Annotated in this window: 18 protein-coding genes and 2 tRNA genes; 5 read left to right on the forward strand and 15 right to left on the reverse strand. The window is 47.9% G+C overall.

The genetic code is table 11. The annotated features are described in order from the left end of the window. The 4 genes from ACOJUO_RS08695 to dptF are packed head-to-tail and all read right to left on the reverse strand — an operon-like array spanning nucleotide 1 to nucleotide 8,486. Nucleotides 1-447 carry a hypothetical protein gene (locus tag ACOJUO_RS08695; RefSeq protein WP_422139545.1) on the reverse strand — a complete coding sequence of 149 codons (447 nt, stop codon included), beginning with the start codon at nucleotides 445-447 and terminating at the stop codon, nucleotides 1-3. Then, a complete protein-coding gene (gene dptH / locus ACOJUO_RS08700; protein WP_422139546.1) occupies nucleotides 447-5,561 on the reverse strand; it encodes a DNA phosphorothioation-dependent restriction protein DptH in 5,115 nt (1,704 codons plus the stop codon). The genes ACOJUO_RS08695 and dptH overlap by 1 nt, the downstream gene beginning before the upstream one ends. Beyond that, the gene (gene dptG / locus ACOJUO_RS08705) at nucleotides 5,542-6,894 is read right to left on the reverse strand and encodes a DNA phosphorothioation-dependent restriction protein DptG (RefSeq protein ID WP_422139547.1); all 1,353 of its coding nucleotides are present in this window, start codon (nucleotides 6,892-6,894) and stop codon (nucleotides 5,542-5,544) included. Before dptG ends, dptH begins: the two co-directional genes overlap by 20 nt. Next, on the reverse strand, nucleotides 6,891-8,486 hold the full coding sequence (gene dptF, locus ACOJUO_RS08710; RefSeq protein WP_422139548.1) for a DNA phosphorothioation-dependent restriction protein DptF: 1,596 nt from the start codon (nucleotides 8,484-8,486) through the stop codon (nucleotides 6,891-6,893). Before dptF ends, dptG begins: the two co-directional genes overlap by 4 nt. A 706-nt stretch (nucleotides 8,487-9,192) precedes the next feature. On the opposite strand from dptF, the gene ACOJUO_RS08715 reads away from it, so the two are divergent. Then, a complete protein-coding gene (locus ACOJUO_RS08715; protein ID WP_422139549.1) occupies nucleotides 9,193-9,654 on the forward strand; it encodes a hypothetical protein in 462 nt (153 codons plus the stop codon). A 300-nt stretch (nucleotides 9,655-9,954) separates the two neighbouring features. On the opposite strand, the gene ACOJUO_RS08720 is transcribed toward ACOJUO_RS08715, so the two are convergent. After that, a tRNA-Leu gene (locus tag ACOJUO_RS08720) sits at nucleotides 9,955-10,041 on the reverse strand. 52 nt (nucleotides 10,042-10,093) lie between these two features. Beyond that, nucleotides 10,094-10,180 (reverse strand) — tRNA-Leu (locus tag ACOJUO_RS08725). Between the two features lie 229 nt (nucleotides 10,181-10,409). On the opposite strand from ACOJUO_RS08725, the gene ACOJUO_RS08730 reads away from it, so the two are divergent. Then, the gene (locus ACOJUO_RS08730; RefSeq protein WP_422136345.1) at nucleotides 10,410-11,471 is read left to right on the forward strand and encodes a hypothetical protein; all 1,062 of its coding nucleotides are present in this window, start codon (nucleotides 10,410-10,412) and stop codon (nucleotides 11,469-11,471) included. A 37-nt stretch (nucleotides 11,472-11,508) separates the two neighbouring features. On the opposite strand, the gene ACOJUO_RS08735 is transcribed toward ACOJUO_RS08730, so the two are convergent. The 8 genes from ACOJUO_RS08735 to alc form a co-directional block, all read right to left on the reverse strand. Then, nucleotides 11,509-11,784, reverse strand: a complete 276-nt coding sequence (locus ACOJUO_RS08735) for an HU family DNA-binding protein (protein ID WP_422136346.1) — start codon at nucleotides 11,782-11,784, stop codon at nucleotides 11,509-11,511. A 131-nt stretch (nucleotides 11,785-11,915) separates the two neighbouring features. After that, nucleotides 11,916-12,083 carry a rubredoxin gene (locus ACOJUO_RS08740; protein WP_422136347.1) on the reverse strand — a complete coding sequence of 56 codons (168 nt, stop codon included), beginning with the start codon at nucleotides 12,081-12,083 and terminating at the stop codon, nucleotides 11,916-11,918. 173 nt (nucleotides 12,084-12,256) lie between these two features. Further along, nucleotides 12,257-13,453 carry a urate hydroxylase PuuD gene (locus ACOJUO_RS08745; protein ID WP_422136348.1) on the reverse strand — a complete coding sequence of 399 codons (1,197 nt, stop codon included), beginning with the start codon at nucleotides 13,451-13,453 and terminating at the stop codon, nucleotides 12,257-12,259. Between the two features lie 2 nt (nucleotides 13,454-13,455). Beyond that, complete coding sequence (gene guaD, locus ACOJUO_RS08750) at nucleotides 13,456-14,766, reverse strand: guanine deaminase (RefSeq protein WP_422139550.1); 1,311 nt, start codon at nucleotides 14,764-14,766, stop codon at nucleotides 13,456-13,458. Beyond that, nucleotides 14,763-15,281 (reverse strand): ureidoglycolate lyase, encoded by a 519-nt coding sequence (locus ACOJUO_RS08755; RefSeq protein WP_422136350.1) that lies wholly within the window; start codon nucleotides 15,279-15,281, stop codon nucleotides 14,763-14,765. The genes guaD and ACOJUO_RS08755 overlap by 4 nt, the downstream gene beginning before the upstream one ends. Nucleotides 15,282-15,400: 119 nt before the next feature. Next, entirely contained in the window at nucleotides 15,401-15,739 is a 339-nt protein-coding gene (uraH, locus tag ACOJUO_RS08760) for a hydroxyisourate hydrolase (protein WP_422139551.1), read from the reverse strand. Next, the gene (gene uraD / locus ACOJUO_RS08765; RefSeq protein WP_422136352.1) at nucleotides 15,739-16,272 is read right to left on the reverse strand and encodes a 2-oxo-4-hydroxy-4-carboxy-5-ureidoimidazoline decarboxylase; all 534 of its coding nucleotides are present in this window, start codon (nucleotides 16,270-16,272) and stop codon (nucleotides 15,739-15,741) included. Before uraD ends, uraH begins: the two co-directional genes overlap by 1 nt. After that, on the reverse strand, nucleotides 16,269-17,297 hold the full coding sequence (gene alc / locus ACOJUO_RS08770; protein WP_422139552.1) for an allantoicase: 1,029 nt from the start codon (nucleotides 17,295-17,297) through the stop codon (nucleotides 16,269-16,271). Before alc ends, uraD begins: the two co-directional genes overlap by 4 nt. A 206-nt stretch (nucleotides 17,298-17,503) precedes the next feature. Here alc and puuE point away from each other — a divergent pair, with 206 nt between their 5' ends. Next, nucleotides 17,504-18,436, forward strand: coding sequence for an allantoinase PuuE (gene puuE, locus ACOJUO_RS08775; RefSeq protein ID WP_422139553.1), 933 nt, complete (start codon nucleotides 17,504-17,506; stop codon nucleotides 18,434-18,436). Nucleotides 18,437-18,583: 147 nt separating this feature from the next. On the opposite strand, the gene ACOJUO_RS08780 is transcribed toward puuE, so the two are convergent. Further along, a complete protein-coding gene (locus ACOJUO_RS08780; RefSeq protein WP_422139554.1) occupies nucleotides 18,584-19,066 on the reverse strand; it encodes a helix-turn-helix transcriptional regulator in 483 nt (160 codons plus the stop codon). A 179-nt stretch (nucleotides 19,067-19,245) separates the two neighbouring features. Here ACOJUO_RS08780 and ACOJUO_RS08785 point away from each other — a divergent pair, with 179 nt between their 5' ends. Next, nucleotides 19,246-19,527, forward strand: a complete 282-nt coding sequence (locus ACOJUO_RS08785; protein WP_422136356.1) for a hypothetical protein — start codon at nucleotides 19,246-19,248, stop codon at nucleotides 19,525-19,527. A gap of 25 nt (nucleotides 19,528-19,552) precedes the next feature. Then, nucleotides 19,553-19,792: a hypothetical protein gene (locus ACOJUO_RS08790; RefSeq protein WP_422136357.1), complete on the forward strand. Its 240-nt coding sequence runs from the start codon at nucleotides 19,553-19,555 to the stop codon at nucleotides 19,790-19,792. Nucleotides 19,793-19,937 lie beyond the last annotated feature (145 nt).

The following is a 19,937-nucleotide window of genomic DNA, read 5'->3' on the forward strand; positions in this document are numbered from 1 at the left end:
TCAGCTTACGATATCCAACCTGTCAACAATAACCCCATGAACCTTCGGTAGAAAGTACTCATCAAGCAAATCGCAAACAATATGAGCTATCTGAGCTTTATCCTGAACTAGGGCATTGTATACACTCTCTATAAAACCTCCAGCAACGTTATACTCAATAAGCTCAGACTTCTTAGCATCACCACTACTGTTAGGCACTACTCGTTCATGATTCTTCAGCTCCCAAAAACCATCATTCTGAAGCCGCCAAAATGGCACTGGTGTATTTCTACCATCTTGAAGAGGACTAAACTCTATAAGAAGCTTCTTCAGCGGCTGTTCAATTTCTGCATAAGTAAAAAACCGCTCATGCCCTTTCTGATATTGTGACAGCACATACAACAGTAAAAGTGGTTTATGAACCGCTCGCTGACTGCCACGCTTCCATATGTTAAAGTTTAATTCCATTATTTCTCCTTAATCTCCCAAAACGCCAAATCCTTAATCTTCCGAGCTTTATCCGAACCACCAATATACAGCGAGTAATGCTTCTCCAACTGCAAAATCTGTCTCATCACCCGCTCTTCATCGGACTTACCCTGTGTATTGAATATGGTCTGAATATCCTGCTTCTTCAGCTTGGCCACCTTATGGATAACCCAGCTGTTGATATAACTGGAGAAGTCATTATCACTGGTCCTGAAGTGATCCATCTCCTGAGTAGAGAGGATCGTCCCCACGCCAAACTCCCGACCCTCTTTCATCAGCATACGTAGGCTGGTGAAGTCCTGACGCATAAAGTTGTCGGCCTCATCCACCAGCACGAACTTGGTGAGCTGCCGATATTTGCCGTCTATCTTCGAGCTGCCCTGCTGGTGCATCTGGTTATAGAAAATATCCAGAATAATACCGGCCACCAGGTTCTGGATATTCGGGTCATAGCCGGAAAGGTTAATTACCGTTACACCATCCACCATATCGTAAAGTGACTGGGAGTGTGTCGGGTCCGGATCAAAGATCTGGAAGCTGATCAGCTCATCCATTACGGCATAGAGCTTGTCCTGTTCAACCTTTTCATCTTCTTCAAACACATCCCACACTTGTTGAATGGTCGGTGCCGGTTTTGTCCAGGTATCCTTGCTATTCGGGTCGATACCGGCACGCTTATAGGCATCCATCACCACATTGCGAATCTTGGTCTGCTGTTTGGCACCCAGGCCAAACGCTGTGGTCAGGGTTGAGCGGAACAGACTGGCGGTATGAACCGGCAAACGAGGTTTAGTACCAAACAAGGCTAAGGGATTAAACGGCAGGTTTTCCAGATCATAGGTTTTGGCATTGGTGGCCTGAATAAAATCTTCTTTGATATAGTCCGCCTTGTAATCCAGGATCAAAATGCCCAGCGGTTTACTATCAACATTATTGTCCTGATTGCGAATCAGCTGGGTAATCAGGCTTTTGGTGAACTGGGTTTTCCCCGTTCCCATGGTACCGATAATGGCAGTATTCGGGTTGAAGACCTTCTCGGTATTGGTAGGCTCCCAAAAGACTGGTTGCCCGGACATACTGTCGCTGCCAAACTGCACTTTCAAGGCTTCATTTTGAACGGCCACGGGTTCCGGCGGTGGTAAAACTTCCGTTACAGGTGCAACTTCTTCTGCAATCTCAGGAGGCTGTGGCGGCTGTTCGAAGGTAACGACCTCATCCTCATCATCAACCTCAGGTTCTACAGCTTCTGGCTCATAAGTGACCGCCGCCAGACCAGCACCCAGAAACCACTGTTGATTAATCCCCAGTTTATTTTCCTGAACCAGTTTTGGCTGCAGCTGTGCTAGGGGCGTGCCCACCAGCATATCCAGATAGCCCATGGGCACAATCAGCTGCAAGATGTTATCTCGCAACTCAGCACTGGTTTGATAGGTGCCTTCACCTTCGAGGTGAGCCACCACCATCCCTTCCGGATAACCCTTTAAGCTTGCCAGCTTATAGTCACCACTGAGCCATTGCTCCCTAGCTGCCAGCAACTCATCAAAGTAGTTTTTCTCAAACACGTTATAGAGCTGATACTTCTCAATCTGCATCAACACCTGTCGGATAAACAAGCTACGGTAGATTTTGCCTTCCAGCGTTTCCGGTCCGAACAATCCTTCCACCAGGTAACGTTGTAGAGCTTCACACTGTTCCTGGGCTTTATCCAGGGAGGCACTACTGTGGGCGCCGGTCTTCACTTCTACGGGCAGTAGATAAAGCTGACCATCTTTAAAGCCCGCGAACAAAATGTCGTCAGACATATTGCCGGAGAATTTGCCACTCTTGTGATAACGAGCAAAATCCCCTTTATCCATTTTCAGGCCGATATTGCCAGAGACACGCACCATTTCGGCCACCGAGATCGGCACCCAGGTGATATCAGAGCTGGAAATCATTGAGCTGATGAGCTTCCAGGCAGCAATAATACCCAGCTTGGCTTTTTGCTCCGTTGGCCGGCCGGTGACCATTTTCAGTAACCATTCACCATTGAAGGCATTAAACTCACCAATCAGCTCATCGCCCTGCTGGCTGAGCATCTGTTTATAGAGATCGGTCTGTCGGGTTACGGTAATGGCATCGTAACCGGCAGAGTTGGTGTATTGGTCAGAGTAATGGATCAACACCAGGTTCTGTTCATTCTGGAAAAACTCCAGAGTGACCTTGGGGTCAACAATGGTAGTCCAGATAGAGCTGTCGTAAGAACGCTCCAACAGAGTTTTGAACTCATCACTCACCGCCAGGCCAATGGATGAACGCTCATGGTACTGTTCATTAAGCACCTTGCATGGCTGCAACAGTCGTCCATAAAGACGCGCCATTTCAAGTTGTGGTTTGTCTTCCGTATTGATTTTGTTCAGGCCAAATGCCGTCAGATAACTGCCGTGCTCACTGATTGACGACTCACCATTGAGCAAACCATCAGCCGCCACGCCAGAAATATGCTCATCAATATTGCTACTGACCCGTTGGATTTTCTGGTTGTTTTTGAAAAAACTGAGGTGGGCGTAGCTTTGGCTTTTTTTCTCATCATGGGTGAATTTTGAAAACGACAGTCGACTTCTTAGCAGGTCGATAATGGTATCCGCCTTCTCCCGGACCTTACCTTTATCCAGCCGGTATTCCTGCTTGATCTGATCGTAGGCACCCATTTCTGCAAAGCGATCAAACTCCGTTTCACACAAGGCATCATCATAAAGATTGACGTGTATGTGTCGGCTGTTCAGCAACCCTGTCTGGAAATAGCTGAGCAGGCCCAGGAAGATTTCCCGGTTATCGCTATTGTTGACCGAGTTAATGATTAACGGCGCATCATCTACCTGGCGGAAAAGCTCACTGAAAGTTTTAATAAACTCTTCGGCTTTCTCTTTCACCAGTTTGCTCACATAGCTGTGACTGGTTTCCTGCTGGGGCACAATTTCCAGCCAGAAGGAATTTTCACTGACCACCTGGGTGTAACTGAAACTGCTGGATTGTGAAAAGATATACGGCAATAAACCTTTAGGGTTCAGTCGGTCACGAGTCACCTCTGGCAGATTTTTAAAAGAACGATGAGCTTTATCGGCCTGAATGGCATCAACCAGACTCAGGTAGTAGCACAGCACCAGAGGATGAAAAGGCGTGAAGTACTCCTTGCCATCAAACACCGCTACACCAATCTTCAGAATCATCCGGTCGGTATCGCTGATATTACGACCCAATCGAATCGCCCTGAGATAATCCAGGATCGTATTAACATAGTTTCTGACTAGTTCTGTAAGTGTTGGCCCCCAGGAAGCCAGTGATAACAGCGTTTTTCTGATTTTCAGATACTGCGTCAGATCACGCCAGGCCCGGTAAATTTCAGGTGCCGTGTATTCCAGTTCTGAAGCCTTTTTGCCCTGCCCTCCCTGGGTAATCAAGTCCAGCTGCAGGAAGAGTACTTCGCGCTGCAACAGTATCAGCCGTCGGCCAATAATTTTGGCTTCCTTGTTATCAATAACAACAAGCGATTTGGCCTCAATAAACTGGCCAAAATAGTCATCATTAAAGAGCAGGTTAAAGCGCCCTTCATCCATCAGTAAGGGTAACTTCAGCGATTCCTGATTGACCGCCCCTTCGATGGTAAAAGCAAGCCGGTGCTGCCCGCTGCGGATGCTGAAGTTAACCTCATCGGACTCTTCATAGAGCTTCTGATAATTAACGCTACCGTAAATACTGAGATCCGCTTCCTCCTCATTATCAGACAGATATAACGTATCTGGCTGACTTTCGTTGACCAATAAACTCATATCCTCGGTCTGAAGGGTCAGGCACTCTTTGCCCGGGTTAACCAGGAATGTGTTCTCAAAGGCGGGCAGATAAAAATCACCTTTGCGCACCACCAGAATATGGAAGGTAAAACACTCTTTGGTTCTGGGGCGGTTGGTTTTCAGGGTCAGATAGCTTGGTTTGCCGGTAAATGGTGCCAACATGCTGACATGGCGTTTGCTGGAGCCAGTCAGTTTCAGAATATCACTCTGAATGTCCTTCAGTTGTTTGTTGTTGCTGATGACTACCTGACCTTTCTCCAAGTCTTTGCCATGGAAGGTCAGCTTGAGGTCAAAATAGTTGGCTTCCGGCCTGGCAACCAGAATCAGATGTTTCTCTCGCTTGCCTGCTGCTGTCTCTTTTTTATTACGGGGTCCGATCAGCTCACAGGCCTCCGAAGCCAAGGCTGCAAAATCCAAACCCTGCTGCCTTTGAACATCGGCTTCATCCCAAAAGACTTGTACATCTGTCTGCTTCCAGCTTTCAGCAACATCGCCCTTAAACTGTTCTTTGATGAATTTTTCACCAAAATCAGGCAGTCGCTCGTCCAGTTCTTCCGGGAAATGATGAACAACTGTGTCGATTTCATCATGTAGTTTACGGTTTTCTTTTAGCCGCTTTTCAATCTGTTTTTCGCTGGACATGTCAGCAATACCAGCATCAGGCAGCAAACCCATGGTGGTAAGATCGGGCTCATCGCCGGTGGTCATGGCGCCGAACAATTGCTCGAAGCCAAACATACTACCACCGACTTCTTCAAGAATTTCTGTCTGCCAGCGCAGTAGGCATAGAAGCACTTTGTTGGGCCTGGGCTGATCATTGATCAATGCTTCCAGATCATTCTTGATACACTCTGTAGACCATGGCATACCTTCTGATGCCAGATTATCTGCGCTATTAATCAGGGTATCCAGCAAACTGTTGTGGATAATCAGCAATGCGCATCCGGTAAAGTCACCACTTTGACCCGCCACTTCGTCACGGAGTGTCGAAATATAGTTCTCATTAAAACCGTCTTGCAGTTGCACCCTGTTCTCTGCATGAGCCACACAAATTACCCGGACACCACCCATTTCAATGTAGGGTAAGGGGGTACCTCTGAAAGTGATAGAGCTGGTTACATTAGCTTTCAGCTCATTAAACAGTCGGCTGGTATTGTCAGCATCCGGTGACTGAAACTGATAGCGAGAGCCTGCACGGATACGGTCTTGCAACCAACTGCTCAATCGCTGAAACAGAAAGTGCTCAAATCGTGCTACGGACATAAACGGCGTCTCCACTATCACTCATACGGTCGACGTTACCGACCCGTTCAAAAAAGGCAATCAGAACTTGTTCAGACTGTTTATCAAAGTAAACGCCACGGGCGCGGAACTCTTTCAGTAGCTCCTGGAAACGAAGCTGTCGCTTTGAACCAATGGCAATATTGGTCAGTAGCAGCAGGTAATCCTGATTCATCACCAACACCCGGCCAGAGCGGCCCCGAACCTGCATAAAGTGTTTGGCAATATGTTCCTCGAACTGCTTTTGATAATCGTCCCGAATTTTATGTTTAGACAATGTGACCAAGCTTCTGGATTTTTCAAATTGATCTAACGAGTATGCTATCAATAGGCGCATCTGACTGATGGGACTATCGTCTTCTGCCAGCCGCTGCTTAATTAGTCTTTTTCTCCGGAATTTTTCAGCATACTCTTCAAGAATGGCTGATACTTCATCAGCATCATACTGCTCAGCATTAAGAGCTTCGCTATAAGACCAGAGGGGGAACACATTACCATCCCCCTGTTTATTGAAATTATCCAGCATCGAAAGTATTGGAAATACAACACCAAAAGAACGATATAGCGCACTATAACCATTGTTTTGTATCAGGCTTCTTTCTGTGTTCGCTTTTTCGGTATCAAGAATAAAATAGAGAGGCTGACTCTTTGGTACACCATTAGCCCAGTTACGAATATTCAGGGCAAGCTGGGAGCAGTATAAAAAATTGTACAGCTGCAGAAAGTCTTCGAAGTGGCTGAGCAGATACTGCGTTTTACTGCTCAGGAAGTGTATGTCCTTAACAAAGGCTTCGGTCATAAAAGGGAGATAGGGGTGCTCTATTTTCTCTTTGCTGACATCTTTACCACCCGGTTTTGTAAGGTAGTTCTGCAACACATTGATGAAAATTTGCTCAATAAAATTGGCCTTACTTTTCAGTTCACTGTGTCGGCCTGCCTGGGCAAGAAAACTCCGGAATATCCTGCTAAGGTTTTTACTGGCCGCAGTTTCGCTACCCAGACACCCTAAAAGCAGAAACTCTGGTGACGCACTGTTAAGCGCATCATTCCTGAAATACATCTGTTCAATATGATCCAGCATAGCTTCATCGGTTAAAAGACCGCCCAGCTCATCAAGGCATTCCTCTTTAAACTCGTTAAAGCTATAGCGTTTAGGGTCAAGCTCCCTGCCAATCAACATCCCCAGAACATTGCCTGAAACGGAGCTATATGCAATTGCGTTATTCTTGCTTCGAATAGGAAGGTAATTATTCAGAGTATTGTCAGTGATTTTTTCAATTTGACCAAGTGCAATCAGCCTGCTGATTAAGCTCATTCTCGGCCCTCCACGATAATCTCTTCTTCATCCTGATCATTTATTAACACCCAATGCTGATCACTCTTATGAATATGCAGCTTATCGGTGCCTCTTACTCTGCGAGTAATGTCGTCTATCAGTTCTTCAAGGATGACAATATTGTTTTTGTCGTGCTTGTTAGGCCGGTAGCCACTGTTAATTTTCAGGATCAAATCCAGAAAGTTTGAGCTGACCGGAACTGGTGGCAGGTCTTCATCATCCAGCTTTAACAACGCTTCAAAGTATCCCAGGCGTTTAGGCTTGTAGTCGCCAATACGCTTCAAACTCTCTTTTATATCTGCCCGGGTTGATAGCTGATAGCCATTATATTCAGCCAGAAACAATTGGTTCCTGCTGGTCAGTTCAGGTGCAAAACGGTTAGCAAAGCGGAACAGCGCTTCCAGAATTCCCTTACGATAAAACTCTCGCAGGGACTTCTTCTCAGTACTTGCGCCAGTGTATTGTTGATGCAGCAACCATACTTTTATGTACTGTTCATACAGCTGGCTTCTGAAATCGTCTACGAAGCGATGATGGTAGTTATTCGACAGATCCAGGTCCTGAATCAGATAGAAAAAGCGAACCCAGGAACCGGTGCTCATCTCTTCCCGAATAACAAGATCACAGACCCCTGCCTGAAAAGCGTTAAACTCAGGATTGGCAATATTCAGTGACTTCTGAACCAGAAACAGGTCGATATCCTTTGACCGGATAGTGCAAGGGTCGAAGTGTGCCAGAGCCTTCGCCAGTTCTGTAGCTTTGTTGGTAAACAGGTTGTCAAACAGATGACCTGGCTCGGTCAGTAGCTGGTGTACAAAATCCAGCAACGTTCGTGCGGTTAAAAACTGTTCGTACTTCAGCCGCACTTTCAGCAGCGTGCGAATGATAACCTGCTGTATTTCCGGGTACTGTAATAAACGATAGTTGGCGTACAAAGTACCTGACATGGTTGCCGATTCTCTCTGCCAGGCTGCATAGAAAGGATTATCCTGAGTCGACTGGGTTATTTTAGTCAGCAGATCCTGAATAAACGGTGCAACAATCTGATCATTTTCCGGCTCAAACTTCGGGAAATCTTCAAAGTTCAGAAAGACATGCTCTGATGGGATCTCATCATGTTTATCATCAAGAAATGCCCTGATAGAACGGATGATTGCCCCATGCTCTTCCGCGCCCTCCTCGGCATAGTTCCCCAACATACCGATGTTAATGCCCACAACCAATGGTTTATTGCTATGTTTATGATCAACAAAAACCTGATCTAGCGTCTCAATAGCTGTCATTCCTGGCTCGAAGCTGTGGGTGGCATCAGGATGGAAGTTTAATGTTGAGGAGTATTGCTCACGGTTGCGGTTTAGAATTTCTGACTTACCATCACCACTGGAACCACAGAGAAAGATGATTTTTTCAGGGGAAGTTGCCCGCTCAATGGCAGACTGAAACGCGCTCTCTATCGCCGTTTTAATATACAGATAGTCTTTGACCGGATCGCCACTTGAGTTACCTAATGTACTCACGGCCTGGGCCGAAGACCGGGAAAGAGTATCCAGCAGTGTTCGGAAGTTCATCATTCAGGTACTAAGTTGTAAGAGTCGGATTAATACAAGTCGGGCCACCGTTGGCAAGACTGTTTCAAAAAAATGCACACTACCGCTAATGAAATTTGACCACAGTCTTTTATGACTGAGGAGAAGCATCTTTTTCGTTGACTCAAAGAGAAATTTTTTAATATCAGTGATTGTACCTGCTATACGACAACAGGGTCTATATTGTTTGCTCCCGAGACTGAGAAAGTGCTCAAACTTCTGGATGACCGCAACGATGAGGTCTGGTCGCGAACAGCAGTTGATGGCTCAGGAAGGGCTGAAAAATAGGGCAATGGTCAGGTGATTATAAGTATTGATAGCGATCAAAGCATTACCAAGAGGTGGTTACCCATTTCAAGTCGTATTATGCTGTCCGATAGGAATGTCAAAGAAGTTTATATTTTAAGCTATAAGACTGACTATTTTGAAAAAAATACTTTGTCGCTGGTTTAAACTGCTTATCCTGACGGGCCTGTGTCTCTCTGAGTAATCATGAAAGAATTGGTGCTTATGGTAATGCAAGTCACATTGGGCGGGTCAAAAATTTTTTAACAGCAATAAATGCCATCCTACTCTGGACATCAACCGATGCCTGTGAACAGGCGGTCAATAATTTTACCAACTGCCTTTGTGACATTCTCGATTGTCTACTAAGCTCATCGCTCACACAATAAACTGTAAAGGTAAATGTATGAGCCTTGAGGCAAGAGTTGAAAGACTTGAGGAGCAACATAGACAGATGGACGCTAACATGCACAGTCTGGTGAAGGTTTGCGCAGACACACAGAGCATTACAATGACTAACCAGCATGACATTGCAGACTTAAAGTTGGATATTGCAGGGGTCAAATCTGAGGTTATCAGGGTTAAATCTGATCTTTCGGCATTGACACAAGCGACACTTGCAGGTTTCAAGAGAGTCGATGAACGTTTTGAAGAACACGATAGGCGTTTTGACAAGATTGATAAACGACTCGACGAACACGATAGGCGCTTTGACGAACACGATAAGCGCTTTGACAGGATTGATAAACGACTCGACGAACACGATAAGCGCTTTGACAGGATTGATGGACGCTTCGACGAGCACGATAAGCGCTTTGACAAGATTGAAGAAACACTCGCCATCATCGTGAATCATCTCAAAAAATAACCACGTCATCTAATACCAAAATCCAGCGGCTTGTCTACGACAGCCGCTGATTTACTGGCGTAGTGCGGGTATACATCAGAACTGTTTACAGAAAGATGGTACTTCCACGATCTGAAAGCCAAATGCTTGCCTGACCATGAAGGATTAGTATCCGGCCACAAAATACTGGAAGTGAAGAAGGCTCATATCCGGAAAAACCAGCAAGTAAGTGATGCGAGAGAATAAAAAGGAAAAGAGATGAGAGAGCCGGGAATTTTACCGGTTTTCTTGCCATGAATCACACGACAAGATCTTGAGGATTGGTGCCCAGGAGAAGACTCGAACTTCCACGCCCTTTCGGACACTAGCACCTGAAGCTAGCGCGTCTACCAATTCCGCCACCTGGGCCTGTCACTTAAATTGTACGGACTTTGCGTCCTGCCCAATCATTGTTAATGATTGGTGCCCAGGAGAAGACTCGAACTTCCACGCCCTTTCGGACACTAGCACCTGAAGCTAGCGCGTCTACCAATTCCGCCACCTGGGCCCTGTGATCAGCAGTAGGCTGGTCAACAAGTGCGGCGAATGTTAGGGATTTAAAGCGAAAGTGTCAACACCCCGGTCGAAAAATAGGGGTTCGGAATGTACGCTATAAGCATTTGAACGACGATGAAGGTCTGGCGGGCTTTTGATGTAAACCCGGACTGATAGAGGCTACTCACTATGATTTGTGAAAAGACAGGCTCTGGTTCCTGAAGACATCTTAGGAGGACATCATGAAAGTGAATGAAAAACAGCACCGATTTCTGCAAGCAACACTGGAGAACTGGTACCGGGATGGTCTTCTGGATGAAGTTAAAAAGGAAGCCCTGCTGGACTCTCTGGACGTGCACTCCTTTCAGTGGCGTATGTTGGCTCAATACGCTTTTTGGGCTGCATTGTCTTCCATGGTGCTATCCCTGTTAGCGGTGGTTATGGATGAGGCTCTGATGGCATGGCTGGAGCGTTTATTGACTCTTCAGGACGGCACCCGAAGTTTGTTTTTTGCTGCGTTGTCAGTTGGTTTTTATCTGTTTGGCGGTTGGTTCAAGTCCCGTCAGACAGGCCGTGTCTTTAGTCAGGAGCTTGTTTTTTTTCTGGGCGCTGCATCCACAGCGGCTTCCATTTACTACCTGGGTCGGGCCGTTTATACAGGAAGTGGCCACTATTCGCTGCTATTACTTCTTGGTGCCGTGATCTATCTGGTGCTGGCGTTACTGCTGGAATCGCTGTTGCTCTGGGTTTTGTGTCTAGGAGCATTGGCTTTCTGGTTTTTTGCTGAAACGACTTACTGGGCTGGTGGTTACTATCAGCCGTTTTTCGGGATGAGCTATCCCTTGCGATTTCTTTTCTTCAGTTTGGTGGTTCTTCTGTTGGGCTATGGCCTGCCCTTTTTTAAACGAACCAGAGCCTTTTTTGATGTGACTCAGTTTATTTCCTTAATGATGCTTTTCGTGTGCTTGTGGATTTTATCCATGACGAGTAATTACAACTACGGGCTTAAAGCCCTTGAGGCATCAGAAATGCAGCTTTGGTTATGGCGACTGGCCATGGCGGCAGCGTCAGGTTTGGCGATGTTTATCGGTTTTTGCAGAGATGACTCTATTCTGAGAATCAGCGGAATCTCCTTTTTGTTGCTGAATCTGTATACCCGGTTCTTTGAGTACGCTTGGGAAGAGATAAATACAGCACTGTTTTTTGCATTGCTGGCGCTCAGTTTCTGGCTGCTGGGAAGATACTCAGAGAGGCTCTGGCTGTCTGGAAAAAGAAAGGTTTCAATAAATGAGGTTGTTCTGTAAGCAGAGCAACCTCGGGTATTATTGGGCTCAGCCGGTATCAGCCGTTAACTGCGTCTTTCAATGATTTACCTGGTTTGAAGGCGACCGTATTGCTGGCAGCAATCTGAATCGGCTCTCCTGTTTGCGGGTTTTTACCTGTGCGTGCGGCTCTGCTGCGCTGCAGGAATGTACCAAAGCCTACAAGGCTGACAGTGTCTTCTTGTTTCAGAGCGGAGGTTATGACTTCAATCATGGCGTTGAGTGCCTGATTGGCTTGTTCTTTTGTCAGATCTGCCTGATCGGCAATAGCGTTAACGAGTTCTGGTTTACGCATGGTGTCATGCACTCCTTCTTGTTTTTCTTTCTTCCGATGGATAAGCAGTCATGAACAGACTAAAACACTGTAAAGGTTAGAGCAATAGGCTTTCTCGTGAAAAACACGGGAATCGGATTATTTCGACCAAATTAGCCAATTTTGACCATTTCAAAGTCTTCTTTGCCGACACCACAGTCAGGACAGTGCCAGTCTTCAGGAACATCCTCCCAGCGAGTACCCGGCTCAACCCCCTCATCAGGCCAGCCCTGTTCTTCGTCATAGATAAAACCGCAAACAACACACTGCCATTTCTTCATGTCTGTCTCCATTAATGGCCATTTAAAAGTCAGTGACGACTGTCTCAATCTTATACAATGAAAGCTGCTCGGGGGTGAAAAAAAGGGCAAGGAAAAAGCATTGGAATAACAATAACACCCCGGGCTCTGTTTTTGACAGAGCCCGGGGTGATGAAAACTGTGACCTTGTTCTCCTATTCAGATTTCAGCTGCTGATACCACTGCCCCAGAAGCTGGCGTTCTTCTTCCGTCATCTCTGTACGGTTTGCCAGTGGCATGATCTGTGTCTGAACGGACTGACTGTAGATTTTGTCCGCTTTGCTGGCGATGGATTCATAATCGTCAAAGATCAGGCCACCTGGCGCTGTCTGGAAGAGAGGGTCAGTTGGCTTGGCCCCATGACAGGTAGAACAGCGGCTGGTGACAATCTCGACAATTTCCTGTTTGTCAAAAGCGGGTGCTTTTGCAACCTCGGATATTGGAGCCATTTGTGGTCGTATAACAAACGCCAGACTCAACATGACAACGGCAGCGGCAGGCCAGAGCCAGGTTAATACAGCACCCTGGTTACGACGGTTAAAGAAGTGTCGGATCAGAATCGCAGCCAGCGACAGGGCAGCAAGAATCGCCCAGTTCCAGTCATGACCATAAGTCATTGGGTAATGGCCGCTGATCATGATAAACAACAGCGGCAGGGTGAAGTAGTTGTTGTGCCTGGAGCGAAGCAGTGCATGTTGGGCAATGGCCGGATCAAAGCTGTTATCACCTCTTTGTGCTGCGTCAACCAGCTTCCTCTGGGACGGGATGATAATCCGGAAGACATTACCCACCATCAGGGTTCCGATCAGGGCACCAACGTGGATATAAGCTGCTCTGTCGCTGAACAGTTGCGCATATCCCCAGGCGGCAAAAACAATCAGCCCAAAGAGTACCGCGCTGAACAGTCTTTCATTTTTAAACAATGGCGTTCGGCAAAGAAAGTCATAAGCCAGCCAGCTCACGAACAGGCTGAATAGGCTGACCGCAATAGCTGAGGCCGGGGACAGTGAAGAGTCTGACGACAGCAGATAACTTTCTGCTCCCCAGTAGTAGATGATGGCCAGCAGGCCAAAGCCACTGAGCCAGGTAACATAAGCTTCCCATTTGAACCAGTGCAGGGTTTCCGGCATTTTCTCCGGTGCCAGATGGTATTTGTTTACTTCATAGAAGCCACCACCGTGCACAGCCCATAATTCCCCTTTAATACCTTTTTTCTGTTTTGCCTGAGGCGCTTTTTCCAACCGGCCTTCCAGCCAGTTGAAGTAAAAGGAGGCACCAATCCAGGCAATACCTGCTGTGACGTGCAACCATCGAAAAATCAGGTTCAACCAGTCTTGTATATAGGATTCCATACTCAGCTTCTTCCTCGAGTTTCCTGGCCCATGATAATGGCTTTTTCAATGACCCGGTCGTCACCCATTACCATCAGTACACCCAGCAACTCTTCAAGTGTTTGTGTTTTCTCTGTTCTGAATTTCAACAAAGGTGTGGCTTCGGGATTAAGCACCAGAAAGTCTGCCTCGTTGCCGACCCGGAAACTGCCAATGCGGTCATCGAGATGCAGGGCTCTGGCCCCACCCAGAGTGGCCAGGTAGAAAGCTTGAAGAGGAGATATCGTATTCTCACCCAACTGAGATACCTGATAAGCGTCTTTCATCGTGTTCAACAGACAAAGACTGGTGCCACCACCCACGTCTGTGCCCAGCCCGACACGAATATTTTTGTTTTTAGCATTAGAAAAACGGAATAAACCGCTGCCCAGGAACAGGTTGGAACCCGGACAGCAGGCAATGGATGAATCACTTTCAGCCATTCGCTCCCAACTCTCGTCGCACAGATGGATGGAGTGGGCAAAGATCGAGCGGGGACCCAGCAGACCATGCTGGTCATAAACATCCAGATAATTTTTACTGTCAGGAAACAGTTCCTGAACCCACTCTATTTCTTTGGGGTTTTCAGACAGGTGGGTATGCAGGTAGAGACCGTTATGTTCTCTGAGCAGTCTTCCAGCCAGGGTGAGCTGCTCGGAAGAAGAGGTTGGAGCAAAGCGGGGAGTGACGGCATAAGACAATCGACCCTTGTTGTGCCAGCGATCAATCAGTTGCTTTGACTCTTCATAGCTGCTTTCCGGGGTGTCGAGCAGGTAGTCTGGCGCATTGCGATCCATCATGACCTTGCCGGCAATCATACGCATCTTGCGCTTTTGCGCAGCTTCAAAGAAAGCATCAACTGATTGGGGAGAGACTGTGCCAAAAACCAGTGCGGTAGTCGTTCCACTGTTCAGGCACTGATCCAGAAACAACTCTGCAATGTCCCGGGCATATTCAGGATCTGAAAAGCGGGCTTCAGCAGGAAAAGTATACTGTTCCAGCCAGTCCAGCAGTTGCACTCCGCAACCTGCCATGACTTCCAGCTGGGGATAGTGCACATGAGTATCGATAAATCCCGGTATGATCAGCCTGCCTGAAAGGTCTCTGATTTCACAGCCTTCCGGCAGTTCTTGCAATAAGTTCTTGGCAGGGCCGCAGGCTTTGATACAACCCGACTCAACCAATAGTCCACCGTCGTCAAAGTATTCCCAGCTTTGTTCTCCCTTATCGGGATCGTCCAGAAAGTGGAGTACAGAAGCACGCCAGAAAACAGGGGTAGTTGCAGTGCTCGTCATAAGGGTGCTCCCACGGTCAGGGAAAGGTGGGCAGGGATTAAAACTTCGTCACAGTTGTGTCCTGGCCCGGCCCGGTCAATCACCAGATAGGAGATTCCGTCACCGGCAGAGAGTAGCGGATGATGCCAGGTGCCCGGATGGTAATTAATGCCCTGGGAACCATCAGTGATGAAACAGCGAATATGATTAAAGTCCGGCTCCGAGTGGTTATCAGGAGCAACAACAATCAAAAACGGCTGCTGCTCCAGGGGCATAAAGGTCTGGCTGCCCAGAGGGTGGCGTTCCAGCAAATCCAGTTGGTAGGGCTGTTTGATGGCTTGCGTGTGGTAAATATGAATAGCCACTTCCCCCACGGCATCGGTTTGAATTCGGGTGAGATCGTTAAACTTACGACAGCGGCCCTGATTGATGATCATGGCGTCACCACAGGCTTCGATCACATCGCCGAAGGGTTTGAAAGCTTCGGCAGACAAGGGCTCTACAGGGAGAGCCCGGGTGGTTAACGTGGTTGGCATGGAATGCCTCTTTATATTTATTTTCTGTTAGCTCAGGGCTTTTTGGGGCTAAGGGCTTTTCGCTAAGCGCTTTGCAACGCTGTTCATGTTTGACTTACAGACCTTATGAACAATGGAAATCAGCTACCTCTGTAAGTCGAATACCCAAAGGGAGATATCAGCAATGGCACATGGTGGTGGCGATCGTCGCTGACTTCAAAAATGACCGGGACTTCCGGATAAAAGCATTTTTGTTCCAGCCGGTTAAAGTAATCCTGAATCGCAAAGTCCAGCTTATAAATGCCTTCCGGAAGGTTTACTTCGTCCGTAGTCAGACTGTTTACTCTTCCGTCGGCGTTCGTTATGCCCCGTCCAACCTCTACCCAGCTGTCTTCAGCCTGTTTGTATAGAGTGACAGGAACCTGGTCGGCAGGATGGCCACGAGCTGTGTCGAGGATATGAGTACTGATCCCGGTCATTAAATTACTCCTTCTTTGGCCAAAGAGGTGTTTTTGAGCATTTTGCACAGGCGAATACTGGTTATTTTATGCTGTTCAGCCGCTGCAATGGAGAGTTCTTCCTCTGGCTCGTTACTCAAACGTTCCTCCAGCAGCGTCAGCATCTCGCTGGCACTTTTGCCGGTAGCGCAGACAATGAAGATATAGCCAAACTGCCGTTCGTACTGTTCGTTGCCTTCAGCCAGTGCCTGGAGGGTTTTTTCATTGGCCTCATCGACGCCGGACTGCTCATGGCCTGCCATGGTTTGAGTATTCCTGTATTTTTCTTTCAGGCTGTTGATGTCACCGATTTTCGGGTGGGCATCAAACGCTTCCAGGTAGTCGGGCTTCTGGCAGTGAGACCAAACGGCATTAGCAGCAATCAGCAGGCTTTCAATATTAGCAAAGGGTCTTGCTGCTACCATGGACTCAACCCACTGACCGCTGGCACAACACTGACGAAAAGTTTCTGATGCCTGCTCTTCGCTCAGGGTATTCAGTTCGTTCAATGTCATTTTGTGGGCTCCGGCTGACCGACAACTCTCAATCTTGATACGCCACCATCGGGGAAAATATTCAGGCGAACATGGGTGTATATTTCCTGAGTATTTTCCAGAATCTCTACAAAAGAGTGATTACGGTGAGCATGAAGTTTCTGTTCGCTCAGGAGCGGGCGCCATTGTGCCTTGTCATCAGGCACTTCTCCCTCAAAATAACAGCCTTCCAGGCTTCCTCTGTCGGGATAGTTTCCTTTGAAGTGCAGAGTATCAATCTCAACCCGGCCAATCTTACCGGGTGTTGCCAGTCTGATGATCATCCAGTCGTGACCGCCATTGCGTCTTCTGCGGGTTTCCCAGCCATCATGCATATCGGCACCGCGACCCGGACGAAGCAGGTTTTGCATCGGACTGAAGAAAGCGTCTGAACAGCTGACAGGGCGGGCTCCATTCATCAGAGCCGATAGATCAACGGGTTCGTTGGGAAGAAGGTGTTGAGTGTTAAAGAGGATTTTTCCATAAACTCTCAGGCGGGCAACACCGCCATCGGGGAAAATGGTCAGACGAATATGAGTGGCTTCGACAGGTTGGTCCAGACAGATCAGATTTCGGTGGTCGGCATCAACCGCCATTCTTGCAGTCATAGGCTGCCATTGACTTTGTTCACTGGGGTCAGATTCGCTGGCGATGTATTCCAGCTGAACGGCGCCCGGTGCATTACCTTTGAAGTGGCGGGTATCGACTTCTACCCCTTCCACCATTCCCGGGGTCGCAAGTCTGACGATGACCCAGTCATGATCGCCGCTGCGGCGTCGGCGGGACTCCCAGCCGTCCATCCATTTGCCGTAAGCCGTGTACTTTTCCGGAAGAAAAACCGGCTCGGAGTCCAGCAAAAGGTTGTCTTTTTCAGCAAAGAAGTCATCGCTTGCAGACAGTACGTCTCCACCCAGGGCACGGGCGGCCAGATCGACTTTTGTCTGTCGCCATAGCAGGGCTTCGTCAGAGCCGTCAGTGGTTGTTGAGCCATCAGTCATTGTATTCATCGCATATCCTGATTTTTGTTGGTTTTTTATTGGAGTATTATTGTCCCCAGCTAAAAGGGCATATTTTTCTGTGTTCTGGCAAAATGGATGTTGTAAATTATAAGCAAAATGTTGACCAAATGGTCAGACTTTGGGAGTTTATGCCATAGATACTACAGGTCAATCAATATATTGATTTAAACAAAAAAAATAAGTCGGAGTTTGCCATGAATCTCAGTGATAACCACTACCCCAGAGACTTAACAGGGTATGGAAATACCCCACCTCATCCGCAATGGCCGGGGCAGTCGCGGATTGCCGTTCAGTTTGTCATAAATTACGAGGAAGGTGGTGAAAACTCTGTACTTCATGGTGACAGGGGTTCAGAAGCTTTCCTTTCCGAAATTATTGGTGCCCAGTCGTATGAGGGGATGCGCCATATCAGTATGGAATCTATCTACGATTATGGGGCCAGGGCTGGTTTCTGGCGGCTGCACCGTATCTTCACCCAGAGAAACATTCCTGTGACGGTGTATGCCGTAGCCATGGCCATGCAGCGGAACCCTCAGGCGGTTGAGGCCATGCTGAAGGCTGACTGGGAGATAGCCAGCCACGGCTATCGCTGGATTGATTACCAGTTTCATGATCCTGATGAAGAGCGTGAGCATATGCAAAAGGCCATTCAAATTCACACAGAAATGACCGGCCAGAAACCTTCGGGTTGGTATACAGGTCGCTGTAGTCCCCAAACAGAGCAGCTGGTGGCAGAAGAGGGAAGCTTCCTCTACCACGCAGACAGTTATGCAGACGATCTGCCTTATTGGGATACCCGATTTGATCAGCCGCAGTTAGTCGTGCCTTATACACTGGACTGCAATGATATGCGTTTTGCAACCGCTCAGGGTTTTAATTCTGGCGATCAGTTTTTCAGTTATCTGAAAGATGCGTTTGATGTGCTCTATGATGAGGGAGCCGATCATCCAAAGATGATGTCAGTAGGGTTGCATTGTCGTCTGGTAGGCAGGCCGGGCCGTGCCGCTGCGCTGATGCGTTTTCTGGATTATGTGCAGTCGAAGGAAAAAGTATGGCTATGCACCCGTGAGCAGATTGCCCGCCACTGGCATGAGCATCATCCCTGCAACGAGACCGGTGCTCAATAGATTAATATCGCTGAGCCCGTTTGAACCCTATTAATGGTCAGCGCAGATGGTGGCCATTGGGGAAATCGTAGATTCATTAAACTATCTATGGCGGCGCCCCTCGTTTGGGAAGTTCGTCAATCACCTGCCAGCAGCGGCCAAAAGCTTTCAGCTGATCAGGGTCTGAACTTCTGGTGGCTGAGGCCAGGTTAAGATGCCGATTGGCCTTTGCCAACTCCAGCAACGAATCATCAATCTCGGCCAGGTCAGCAAGGTTTCAAGAGGCCAGAGTGCCTGTTTGCCCTCGTGAACCGGGGCGGGAAAACTCTCTGGATTACTGGTCATCAGTTTTCGCATATTCTGTCTTGAGAAACCCAGTAGCTCCGCTGTGTCCGTCAGCCCAACGAGGTCCGGTGAAGCTTCAAGAAGCCTGATATCAGGAATCACTGCTTTCACGTCCCGTATTGCGCTGCCAACGGCATCAGCAGCACTGGTGCCATCCCGGTCGAACATCATGGCCATTCGCCCTGCCTGACCAATACCAATCAACATGTCATTGCAACCCGCCTCGCCCAGCGCTTCGATAATATCATCAACGTCCTGAGCGCACTCTTTGATGCTGAAACGAAGGGTAAATTCATAGGATTTCATAATGGGTAAAATTCAAAAACTTAGTGATGACTATTCAGGTTGTCAATTGACAACCTGAAAGTTTTTATTCAAAGGCAAGCCGAACAGTCTGGTATAAAATCTCAGTTCGCCATTCGAGTGTGTCGCAAAACTCTGGTTCCCATGCTTTTAGGCTCTTTGGATTCCAGCGTGAGAACGAGTTGACTCCCGTCATTCCCGACTTCATTCTCGTCATTCCCGACTTCATTCTCGTCATTCCCGGCTTCATTCTCGTCATTCCCGGCTTCATTCTCGTCATTCCCGACTTCATTCTCGTCATTCCCGACTTCATTCTCGTCATTCCCGACTTCATTCTCGTCATTCCCGCGAAGGCGGGAATCCACACTGACTCACCTCCAGAACCATACTGCCCGGTGACCCCCTGGCCTTGTCATCCCCGACTTCATTCTCGTCATTCCCGCGAAGGCGGGAATCCACACTGACTCACCTCCAGAACCGTACTGCCCGGTGACCCCCTGGCCTTGTTATCCCCGAGAAGGCAGAGATCCACCGTTGGCGCTGGATTCCCGCCTTCGCGGGAATGACGACCTCAGAGCATGGGAACGAGCTGTTGGAGTCTTGCGACACTCTCAGAGCATGGGAGCGAGTTGTTGGGCTTTCGCGACAACCTCAGAGCGTGGGAACGAGTTGTTAGAGTTTTGCGACAGCCTCCTTCGCGGGAATGACGACCTCAGAGCATGGGAATGAGCTGTTGGAGTTTTGCGATGGAGTTTTGCGACACCCTCTTTAGGGTGGGGAGGATGTCATGCCAGTACTATGGATCCAGCACATTATCAATTGACAACCTGAAAGTATTTGTTCAGAGGCAAACCGAACAGTCTGGTATAAAATC

Source organism: Endozoicomonas sp. ALC020, from assembly GCF_049275935.1.
Taxonomy (GTDB): Bacteria; Pseudomonadota; Gammaproteobacteria; order Pseudomonadales; family Endozoicomonadaceae; genus Endozoicomonas_A.

What these genes read in the sequence shown, in the direction of transcription:
- ACOJUO_RS08695 (WP_422139545.1), bottom strand. Translation starts at nt 447, where the DNA reads ATGGAATTAAACTTTAACATATGGAAGCGTGGCAGTCAGCGAGCGGTT.
- dptH (WP_422139546.1), bottom strand. Translation starts at nt 5,561, where the DNA reads ATGTCCGTAGCACGATTTGAGCACTTTCTGTTTCAGCGATTGAGCAGT.
- dptG (WP_422139547.1), bottom strand. Translation starts at nt 6,894, where the DNA reads ATGAGCTTAATCAGCAGGCTGATTGCACTTGGTCAAATTGAAAAAATC.
- dptF (WP_422139548.1), bottom strand. Translation starts at nt 8,486, where the DNA reads ATGATGAACTTCCGAACACTGCTGGATACTCTTTCCCGGTCTTCGGCC.
- ACOJUO_RS08715 (WP_422139549.1), top strand. Translation starts at nt 9,193, where the DNA reads ATGAGCCTTGAGGCAAGAGTTGAAAGACTTGAGGAGCAACATAGACAG.
- ACOJUO_RS08730 (WP_422136345.1), top strand. Translation starts at nt 10,410, where the DNA reads ATGAAAGTGAATGAAAAACAGCACCGATTTCTGCAAGCAACACTGGAG.
- ACOJUO_RS08735 (WP_422136346.1), bottom strand. Translation starts at nt 11,784, where the DNA reads ATGCGTAAACCAGAACTCGTTAACGCTATTGCCGATCAGGCAGATCTG.
- ACOJUO_RS08740 (WP_422136347.1), bottom strand. Translation starts at nt 12,083, where the DNA reads ATGAAGAAATGGCAGTGTGTTGTTTGCGGTTTTATCTATGACGAAGAA.
- ACOJUO_RS08745 (WP_422136348.1), bottom strand. Translation starts at nt 13,453, where the DNA reads ATGGAATCCTATATACAAGACTGGTTGAACCTGATTTTTCGATGGTTG.
- guaD (WP_422139550.1), bottom strand. Translation starts at nt 14,766, where the DNA reads ATGACGAGCACTGCAACTACCCCTGTTTTCTGGCGTGCTTCTGTACTC.
- ACOJUO_RS08755 (WP_422136350.1), bottom strand. Translation starts at nt 15,281, where the DNA reads ATGCCAACCACGTTAACCACCCGGGCTCTCCCTGTAGAGCCCTTGTCT.
- uraH (WP_422139551.1), bottom strand. Translation starts at nt 15,739, where the DNA reads ATGACCGGGATCAGTACTCATATCCTCGACACAGCTCGTGGCCATCCT.
- uraD (WP_422136352.1), bottom strand. Translation starts at nt 16,272, where the DNA reads ATGACATTGAACGAACTGAATACCCTGAGCGAAGAGCAGGCATCAGAA.
- alc (WP_422139552.1), bottom strand. Translation starts at nt 17,297, where the DNA reads ATGAATACAATGACTGATGGCTCAACAACCACTGACGGCTCTGACGAA.
- puuE (WP_422139553.1), top strand. Translation starts at nt 17,504, where the DNA reads ATGAATCTCAGTGATAACCACTACCCCAGAGACTTAACAGGGTATGGA.
- ACOJUO_RS08780 (WP_422139554.1), bottom strand. Translation starts at nt 19,066, where the DNA reads ATGAAATCCTATGAATTTACCCTTCGTTTCAGCATCAAAGAGTGCGCT.